We start from the raw sequence: 10,327 nt of genomic DNA, 5'->3' as shown, positions 1-10,327 counted from the left end.
CTGTTACACCTGTCAAAGCAATTCGGTTGGCAAAATTGTCATTGGCTGGAGGGGGAGGGGCAATATTAAGTTGAATCGAACCTGTAGCACTGCTAAAACCATCGACAGCTATTTGATAGGTTGTCCCGGCTATCGCATTCAGGCTAAGCAGGCTAGTGTTATTCCCTCCACCATCATCATTGGAGCCAATCAGACTGAGGTTATTAACCGCAGAACCCGTGAAAACCGACAACCAAGTGTCGAAATTACTGTTTTTGGTGTCAATATAAAAAGTCCCGCTACTCGGTGCTGTCCAAGACCACCACTGCGAGTTAATTGTCCCACTTTGGGTAGGTTCACCTACTTCTCCGGTGGAGCCAATATTTGACCCTGTTGTACTCACCTGTACGCCAGTGAGCAAAGTTCGGTTAGCAAAGTTATCAGCCATAGTCTTTTTACCTTTTTTTCTAGGTAGTTACTTTTATCTTGTCTCGCCTGTACTAATAATGCACGCGAATTCAACTGAAGGAGCAAAACTTTACACAGTCTTTAAACTCGCTTCACTTTGTGCCCCTATCTATGTATCAGACAGCGCCGCATCTTTTTTTCGTTTTGTAATGAAACTTTACACTGAGTGTTTAATAGCGACTAGGAAATGGCAGCGTTAGACATTTATTTTTTTCCTGTGAAAATGTTGTCTGTACCCAATTTCCATACCTGCGGGATAAAAGACGTACTTGTTTATACTCAGTAATTTAGTATAAGTGAGTATAAAATTGTCTAATACAGAAAAATCATATCAGTTTTTAGAAGCCCACGCATCAGTAATCTCTCCGAACAGTTTAATTCAATTGCATTAATAAGTAAGTATATTTATTTATAATCCAGAAAAACGGGGAAGAAGCGATCGCACATCCCCTTTTTTCTGGATCGTGCAGCCGTTGGAGACTTCGATACAAAGCAGAGAGACACAGGCTTTCAGGCTTAAATCGATGTGAAGCTCTTCTTTCAAACTTCAATCATTCGAGTTTCACACCCGTTTCCTGCGGGAAAAGCCCTACAATAAATTAAAAATTTTCCCCAACAATCATCCCCGCCAATATGACAAACCCCACCCAAACATTTTGGCGAAAGATTTGACCGTAAATTGGCTTAGGAATATCCGCATTCCGCAGTTGACTGTACTGCAAAAACCACAAAATCGCCGCCGCAATAATTGCCAACCAAAAACCAATGTGCAAGTGTAAATTAATCCCCATCGCCGCTAACAAACCGACAGTACCCACAAAGAAAAAACCCACAGCATTAGCGGCATTATCCCCGAAAAATATCGCGCTAGAATTCACCCCCAAACGCAAATCGTCTTCCCGATCGCTCATCGCATAAACTGTATCAAATCCTAACGTCCACAGCACGACTGCACCCCACAGCAACCAAGTCGCTAATTCTAGTTCTCCAACGGCGGCGCTCCAACTAATTAAAACTGCAAAACCCCACGCAATTGATAACACTAATTGCGGCACTGGAAAGAATCTTTTTGCCAGTGGATAGCAGATAATTACTGGTACGGCGGCGACACACAGCCAGAAGCTTAAAGGATTGAGATACAAAGCGAGAATCGCCGCGCAAGCAAAGGAAATTAATGCAACTCCTATCCCAGTTTGCACGGTGAGGGCGCGGGATGCTAGGGGGCGCGATCGCGTTCTTTCTACTTCGGGATCGATATCGCGATCCCACAAGTCGTTGATGACGCATCCAGCCGCACTCGTGGCTAGGGTTCCCAACACAATCACGCCCACCAATGCTGCAGGCGGCCTCCCGTCGGCTGCTAAAAAGACGGCCCAGAGGGCTGGAATCATTAAAATGAGCCTTCCTGCTGGTTTGTCCCATCTCAAAAGCCTCACGACGGTTAGCAATGTGGATTCGGGTTGGCGATCGGGCTCTTTAAGCATTTTAATTCTAGATTTGATATTTTTAACTTTAGATTTTATCAAATTTTAGGCACAATCACTTACTATCTCTGCTGGCGACCATACTTCTATCGGAATTTAAAACAGGTGAAAGTCTTGCCCAGTCAGCACTTCCAAATTTTAGCTAATTTAATAGAATCCCTAACTGGATTCGTGAAATAATCATAAATATCTGTCAACCCCGATACTCCAATGGTTAATTCACTTGCTTCTGCGGAGTCAAATCGCATTATTGCTGCTATTGATATGGGTACTAACTCATTTCACATGGTGGTGGCGCGCATCGATCCGAAATTGCCCGCGTTTACGATTATTGCTAGAGAAAAAGATACGGTTCGGTTGGGCGATTGTGAGGTTAAGACAGGGTGCTTGAAGTCCGAGGTTATGCAAAGGGCGATCGCCACTCTGCGCCGTTTTCAAGATATTGCTAAAACTTTCAATGCTGAACAAATTATCGCTGTGGCTACGAGTGCAGTTCGGGAAGCTCCTAACGGGCGAGATTTTCTCAAACAAGTTGCTGAAGAATTAGACCTGAATGTGAGTTTAATTTCTGGTCAAGAAGAAGCGCGGAGAATTTATCTCGGTGTTCTTTCGGGTATGGAGTTTAACAATCAGTCGCAGGTAATTATTGATATTGGGGGCGGTTCTACGGAGTTGATTTTAGGAGACAGTTCTGAGCCTCGCTGTCTCACCAGTACAAAAATTGGTGCTGTTCGCTTAACAGGACAATTTGTCAAAACAGACCCGATTAGTAGGGAGGAGTTTACTTATTTGCAAGCTTATATTCGGATTTCGCTCGAAAGACCGATCGACGAATTGCGCTCTCACTTCAATGCGGGCGAACCTTTGCGCTTGATTGGCACTGCTGGAACCATCGAAACTCTGGCTGCCATTAACGCTCGCGAAAAGTTGGGAACAGTGCCGAATCCCCTAGCCGGATATCAGTTAAGTTTAAAAGATTTGCGCGATTTAGTCAATCGCTTTCGCAAACTTTCTTATGCCGAAAGGTTGGCAATTCCGGGAATGTCGGACAAGCGGGCGGAAATTATTCTGGCAGGATCTATGATTTTGCAGGAAGCGATGACACTATTAGGAATTGAATCGCTGACTGTGTGCGATCGCTCTCTGAGAGAAGGCGTAATTGTTGACTGGATGCTGGCGCACGGTTTAATTGAAAACCGCTTGCGCTATCAAGGTTCAATCCGCCAGCGCAGCATTCTGCACATGGCTGACAAATATCAAGTCAATTTAGAACAAAGCGAAAGAACCGCAGCATTTGCGCTCAATTTCTTCGACCAAACTCAAGGAATTCTACACAATTGGGGAACCGAAGAACGCGAGTTGCTGTGGGCTGCCGCGATTCTGCACAACTGCGGTTTGTACGTCAGTCATTCAGCGCACCACAAGCATTCTTACTATTTAATTCGCAATGGTGAGTTATTAGGATACACTGAAACTGAGATTGAAGTAATTGCCAATTTGGCTCGCTATCACCGGAAGAATCCTCCTAAAAAGAAGCACGAAAATTTTATTGTACTCCCGAAAAAATACCGGGAATTCGTCAGTAAACTGCATCCTTTTCTGCGGTTGGCTGTGGCTTTAGATAGGCGGCAAATAGGCGCAATTTCTGATTTTAAATGCGAATACCGCCCGGAAGTTAGAGAGTTTCACTTGCGGCTACTACCGCTCAATCCAGAAGACGATTGCGCTCTAGAACTGTGGAGTTTGGATTATAAAAAGCCGTGTTTTGAATATGAGTACAATCTCAAATTAGTGGCAACTTTGGAACCGACTCTGGTTCCGGTTTAAATACAAAGCCGAGCCTGAAAACGAGAAACTGTAGGGTGCGCGCGTCCCCTACAGTTTCAACTTAATCCCAAGTCTATAGCAGTCCTAAATCATTTGCGTAATTATTGTAGGGGCAATCCCCCCGTGGTTGCCCCGATAGATTAGTGGGTAGGCACGGGGGCACTACCCCTACAAAATTTGCGAATCATTTAGGATTGCTATAGTACCAATATTGTGTTTGAATCCACAGTCCTCCCGATCGCCCTAGCCTGCCTTCTGAAGGCAGGGTAGATTAATTTTAGAGAGGATAAATCAAGGCGATTATGACTATTGGCTGACGCTATACGAAAGATTTAAGTAGTGTCTCATATCATGTCCGGTCGAGCGAGATCGATTTTTGTAGGGGCTCCCATCACCAACAATACCTGCCAATAATTGACCATCTCAAAAACCCGCGCCGACCGGGATATTATGGTTAATCGATCGGACATGATATTAGCGATTATTCTGATACAAGCGGATTCCATATTATCTACAAACCAGGTAGCCCAATTACTGTAAAATCCTGTTGAGTGATGAGATTAACTGACACGCCGTTGAGGCTAGCTAAGATTTGATCAGTGTTGGCAATTTTGATAAAAGTTGTAGTGTTTTCTTCAACTATGCTGAGTCGATCGACCGTTAACCCTCCCGTCAAAATTAATAAATCTTCACCTTGCGTAAAATCAGCGATGACATCGCGGCCTTCTCCCGCAGTCAAGAAAAAGTAATCGCGCCCGCTTCCCCCTTGCAGCGTATCGTTTCCGAAGTCTCCCCTCAACCAGTCGTCGCCAATTCCCCCAATCAAAGTATCATCACCCTCACCCGCGTACAGAGTATCGCTACCGTCACCGCCGCACAATTGATCGGCATCTTGATTGCCAAAAATTAAATCATTGCCGCCACCGCCGCACAAATAATCTTTTTGACTGCTAGCATCCGTCGCGATATTGTCAATATCTCCGAAAATCGTATCCTCGCCCTCGCCGCCGCAGATGGTGTCATTTCCCAACTCTCCAAACAGCAAATCCTTGCCCGAATCGCCGCAAATTATATCGTTATTTTTGCCACCATGTAAGGTATCATTGTCCTTGCCGCCAGAAAGAGTATCTTCGCTTTCTTCCCCGTATAAAAGGTCATTGCCACTATTGCCAAATATCAAATCTTTTCCTGTAAAATCACCGTCAGACGCATCAGAAGTGCCGCCAAATAAACTGTCATTACCTTCATCGGCAAGCAAGGTATCGCTGCCTTTGTCGCCCCAAACTACGTCATTATCTTTGCCTGCGATCGCCACATCTGGATCTTTACCCGCATAAATAATGTCATTCCCAGCGTGGCCGACGAGATAGTCGTTATTTTCGTTGCCAAATATGGTGTCGCTGTCTGCATCCGCGCCAACAGTAACTGGGCTAGCAAGGCCACCGTAAATATTGTCGTTGCCTGGAAAGCCAATTACCAAGTCGCTGCCGTTAAAACCGTTGATGCTGTCATTAATATGGCTGCCGATTAGGGAATCGCTGCTGTCTGTAGCGTTGAGCATATTTTCAGGGATATTGGGGTCGGGAATGGAAGTGCGATCGGGTAAAGTTATTCGATCGCACATACAGTCTTCCGAAGCCACAGGAATTAGCGCAGGTGTGGGGGTTTCGGTTGGTGGAGATGTGGTTGGGGCGATCGAATTGTCAGTTGCGATCGGCGTTTCCGCCGGTTTAGCCGTCGGAATTGGAGTTTCCGCAGATATCGGAATTGGCGTTGGAATTGGTGTCGGAGTTTCCCCAGGAATTAGCGTCGGTGTAGGAATTGGAGTTTCCGCAGGAATTGGCGTCGGAATTGGAGTTTCCGCAGGCGTCGGAATTGGTGTCGCAGTCGGAATTGGCGTCGGAATTGGTGTCGGAGTTTCCGCAGGCGTCGGAGTCGCTGTCGGAATTGGAGTTTCCGCAGGCGTCGGCGTCGCTGTCGGAATTGGCGTCGGAGTTGGAATTGGAGTTTCCGCAGGCGTCGGCGTCGGAATTGGCGTCGGTGTGGGAATTGGAGTTTCCGCAGGCGTCGGAGTCGGAATTGGCGTCGGAGTTTCCGCAGGCGTCGGAGTCGGAATTGGCGTCGGAGTTTCCGCAGGTGTCGGAGTTTCCGCAGGTGTCGGAGTCGGAATTGGCGTCGGTGTGGGAATTGGAGTTTCCGCAGGCGTCGGAGTCGGAGTTTCCGCAGGCGTCGGAGTCGGAATTGGAGTTTCCGCAGGCGTCGGCGTCGGAGTCGGAGTTGGAGTTTCCGCAGGTGTCGGAGTCGGAGTTTCCGCAGGTGTCGGAGTCGGAGTTTCCGCAGGCGTCGGTGTGGGAATTGGAGTTTCCGCAGGCGTCGGAGTCGGCGTCGGAGTTGGAGTTTCCGCAGGTGTCGGAGTCGGCGTCGGAGTTGGAGTTTCCGCAGGTGTCGGAGTCGGCGTCGGAGTTGGAGTTTCCGCAGGAATTGGCGTCGGAATTGGCGTCGGTGTCGGAGTTGGAGTTTCCGCAGGAATTGGCGTCGGTGTCGGAGTTGGAGTTTCCGCAGGAATTGGCGTCGGTGTCGGAGTTGGAGTTTCCGCAGGAGTTGGAGTCGGTGTCGGAGTTGGAGTTTCCGCAGGTGTCGGAGTCGGAGTAGTATCTACAATAGTCAAAACAGCAGTAGAAATGGCTCCTAAATCTGCTTTGTTAGTGGGATTATTCAGAGTTAAATTAACAGTTTCATCCTGTTCTATTTCGGAATTATCAATAATTGCAATCGTGAAAGTTTGAGTAGTTTCGCCAATGCCAAAATTTAATGTTCCCGATTTCTGGTTATAGTCAGTACCAGCATTAGCAGTGCCATTACTTGTACTGTAACTGACAGCAGCCGCCACATTAGCATCAGTGCGAGTAACGGTAATTGTGGCAAATTGACCGTTTTCATTAACGCTGTAGTTGGCCTTGCTGAAATTAAATGTGCCTGGATTGGTGAGGTTGATAATGAACGATTGGTCGTCAGAAGTATCGAGCCCTTCGTTATCTCTACCGCCATTATCTCTCAGGTTTAGAGTGATATTAGCACTGCCGATCGCCCCCGGCACTGGTGTAAAGGTTAGCGTCCCCACCGAGTCGATCGCAGGTTGTACACTAAACAAAGCAGCATTATCATTCCCTACCACTTGAAAAGCCACAGTTTGTCCTGATTCGTTAGGGCCTGGAGAAATCTCAGTCGCCCATCCGGGGATGGTTTGTGGCCCCGAATTGCTGCTGAGAGTGCGATCGACCCCTTTGACAAACGAAGGTGGATCGTTGACTGGATTAACTGCGATCGAACTTGTTAAACTATTAGTGCTAAACGGGGTTGTTCCCCCAGTAACTGAAGCATTGACGCCCGCAGTACCGTTGCCCACTCCGTTACTTCCATCCCACGCCCGAAAAGTAATTTTTGGTTCGCTTCCAGGGGTACTGTAATAGTTTGGGTTGGGTACAAAGCGGACTCTCGCAGGCGTTTGCAGGGAAACGCGCGTCAGGTTGATGTTAGCTTGCGCCGAGTTAGTGCCGTCACCGAGGAATAGAAAATTAGGAGTTTCGTAAGGATCTATCTGGTCGCTAAATCCTGAATAATCGCGCAGCGGGCCGGTTAGTATGATCTCGCTGCCATCGGAAAGAAAGTATTTGTCACCTTGAACTCTGAGAGTGTAGTTAGTAGCAATATTGGTGTGATAACCAACATTCTCTGCTGCCAGAAATAAGCCGTTGGTTTGTCCGCCGGGGTTGGGAGTAATGCCGTCGCCTTGTGCGAAGATATTGCCAGAGTTTTCAGATAGCTGCTGGAAACCGATTTCAATGGCTTTGCGATCGCTAGTAACGGCAACTATGCTAAAACCAGCTTGATTTTGATTAGTGCGGGATTCCGAGATAATTTGGAGATTAAAAGACAAGCTAAAGCCTGTAGTGCGATCGAGCGGTGGAAATGACGGATTTAAAGATTTTTTTGTATAGCCAGCATAGATGCTATTAGCCGCAGTGCTGTTTAAATTAACTCCATTACCGCTAAAAAATTCTGAAGCTGTAGCGGTAGGAGAAGCAAGATTTGAGTTAGTCAAAGACAGCCAATTTTGAGAACTGGGAGTGTTACCAAGTAAGCCATTATAAAGAGGAGTCGGGCCGAGCACTGTTGCTGAACTTTCAGACACTGCACCGAAATTTGTCCAAGTATTGCCGTCAGTTGAAAATTGCCAGTTACCGTTACTATTGTCTGCAGCGGTGACTGCAACACCCAAAGGATCGCCATTAGCCTCACCGCCTAACTCGCTAGTGATGTTAAAAATACTAAAGCCTGTGTTAGCGGCGCTGGGTATATCTTCATTTATTGCGATCGGCGGATTAACATTAGGAGTTGCCCAAGTCGGAGCAATGTTAACTGGCCTGTTGCGGAGGCTGTTAATATAAATAGTGTTAATTCCGCCGTTGGGTAAACCCAAGGAGCCGGGACTATCTATAGTATAACTAGCAGTTCTGTTGATGCCGCCAACATTGCTCACAAACTCGACATTACCCCCGTTGCTTGGTGCTAGAATTTGTACCTTAGCTGCACTCCCAAAGGCTCCGTGTGTCCCCAATGTTCTCCAGGCGAGGGAATCAACAGAAGTAATTCCCGCACTGCTAGTATCTACCCAAACAATATCTGATGCTGCAAAATCCCCACCAAAAGCGTTAGTTCCGACTAAGACATTATTGAGATAAGTACCGCCAGCAGCGTTATTTATCCGCAATTGAATGTTCCAATCAGCATCATTTCCGCCGGCAACGGGGTTGTAGGTAATATCATCAGTAGGAATGACACCTGAACCGCCGATCGCAATTATGGTTCCTGCCTTGAATACAGGAGCAATACTCGCCATGTTCCTGAACTGATAAGCAGAATTTTTCTGTGCTGTTGCACCAATTGAATCCCCCACAAAATAGCTCTGAAGCTGAGTTGCACTTACATCTTCCGTCAACAGCAGTTCCACATACTCATTCCCCTGGAATTGCCCGTTCCGCCGGAATTCGTTAATAATTATCTGTCCCATCTAGATGCACCTAAATTTGAGATGATTATGTATTAGCTGCCAACTACTATCAATTTTTTTACATTTAATTTTTATTTACGTAAATACACTGTCAGTAGTTTCTCCGTACAGTGGCTTGTTTAAGTCATTTTTATTACTAAAATAATACCGGGAGTGCTGAGCCGTGTCAAGCAAAAGCTTGGATTATTGTCGATCGCACTCCCGGACGCAAAAAGTGATTTGATACACTACTCATAGCGGCAAGCTACGCGCTGTGAACCCTACATAATTAACTAAGGTGCGTACTCCGCACCTTAGTTAATTAATTTGTGCTTACCCGAAGATGGTAAAATCATTCAGACCGATCGCACTAGCTTGCACTCCATTCAAAGCAGCCAACAGTTGACCGTTCTCACCAATCCTGATGAAAGCTGCATTAGCGCTTTGGGTAATACTAAGTTGACCAAAAGTTAGACCGCCCCCTAACACCAGCAAATCTTCACCTTTTGTGAAATCAGTAATTAGATCGCTGCCTTCACCTGCTGTTAAAACAAAGCGATCGCGCCCAATGCCACCGCTGAGAATATCATTGCCCAAACCGCCAATCAAACAATCGTCGCCTTTACCGCCATAGAGAGTATCGTTACCCTCCTCGCCGCATAGTTTGTCACTACCGCCGTTGCCAAACATCAAATCATTGCCAGCACCACCGCACAGGGAATCAGGCTCGCCGTTAAAGTCGATCGCACTGTCTCCGAAAATAGTATCGTCCCCATCGTCGCCACAAATGCTATCACTGCCGCGATCGCCCAACAGCAGATCGTTGCCAGTACCCCCCACCACAACGTCATTGCCCTTGCCGCCATAAACAGTATCATTGCCCTCTTCGCCGCTTAGAGTATCCGCAGCATCTCCCCCATTCAAGAAGTCGTTGCCCGCACCGCCAAACAGCAAATCGCGTCCAGTCGAGTCAAGGCTAGACGGGTCAAAACTGCCTCCAAACAAGCTGTCGTTACCTTGAGCTCCAACGAGAGTGTCATTGCCTTTGTCGCCCCAAATCAAGTCATCGTCTTTGCCGCCGATCGCCACATCATCGCCCTTACCCCCGAAAATGCGATCGTCGCTGCCGGCGCCGTTGAGGTAATCATTGCCATTGCCGCCAAACAGCAAGTCTTTGTCTGCATTCGGGCCAAGGGGGATATTGCTGGGCAGTGCCCCGTAAATATTGTCGTTGCCTTTTTCGCCCAGCAGAACGTCGTCGCCGTTGAAACCGCTGATAACGTCGTTGAGATTGCTGCCGATGAGGAAGTCGTCGCCGTCAGTGCCGTTGAAAGTGCGATCGACAGAATTCGGGCCCGGAATCGAACCGATCGCGGGTAGGGTAATCTGTTCGCAAATGCAATCGCGATCATCTGTACTTTCCGTGGGAGTTTCCTTTGGAGTTTCCGTGGGAGTTTCCTTTGGAGTTTCCGTGGGAGTTTCCTTTGGAGTTTCCGTGGGAGTTTCCTTTGGAGTTTCC

At 47.2% G+C, this 10,327-nt stretch carries 5 protein-coding genes; 1 reads left to right on the top strand and 4 read right to left on the bottom strand.

What is annotated here, in order from left to right; all coding sequences use genetic code 11:
• On the bottom strand, window positions 1-427 hold a 427-nt coding region (locus QUB04_RS31650), incomplete at its 3' end, for a PPC domain-containing protein (RefSeq protein WP_333290631.1).
• Window positions 428-1,046: 619 nt separating this feature from the next.
• Window positions 1,047-1,931: a 4-hydroxybenzoate solanesyltransferase gene (locus QUB04_RS31645; RefSeq protein WP_333290630.1), complete on the bottom strand. Its 885-nt coding sequence runs from the start codon at window positions 1,929-1,931 to the stop codon at window positions 1,047-1,049.
• A 210-nt stretch (window positions 1,932-2,141) separates the two neighbouring features.
• Between QUB04_RS31645 and QUB04_RS31640 the strand changes: the two genes are divergently transcribed.
• Complete coding sequence (locus QUB04_RS31640) at window positions 2,142-3,758, top strand: Ppx/GppA phosphatase family protein (RefSeq protein ID WP_333290629.1); 1,617 nt, start codon at window positions 2,142-2,144, stop codon at window positions 3,756-3,758.
• Between the two features lie 511 nt (window positions 3,759-4,269).
• On the opposite strand, the gene QUB04_RS31635 is transcribed toward QUB04_RS31640, so the two are convergent.
• Window positions 4,270-8,829: a choice-of-anchor Y domain-containing protein gene (locus tag QUB04_RS31635; protein WP_333290628.1), complete on the bottom strand. Its 4,560-nt coding sequence runs from the start codon at window positions 8,827-8,829 to the stop codon at window positions 4,270-4,272.
• Between the two features lie 312 nt (window positions 8,830-9,141).
• On the bottom strand, window positions 9,142-10,327 hold a 1,186-nt coding region (locus QUB04_RS31630; protein WP_333290627.1), incomplete at its 5' end, for a calcium-binding protein.

The organism is Microcoleus sp. D2_18a_B4, from assembly GCF_036702475.1.
Classification (GTDB): domain Bacteria; phylum Cyanobacteriota; class Cyanobacteriia; order Cyanobacteriales; family Microcoleaceae; genus Microcoleus.
The sequence above is the reverse complement of the archived record's forward strand: the minus strand, read 5'-3'. Positions and strand labels throughout refer to the sequence as shown.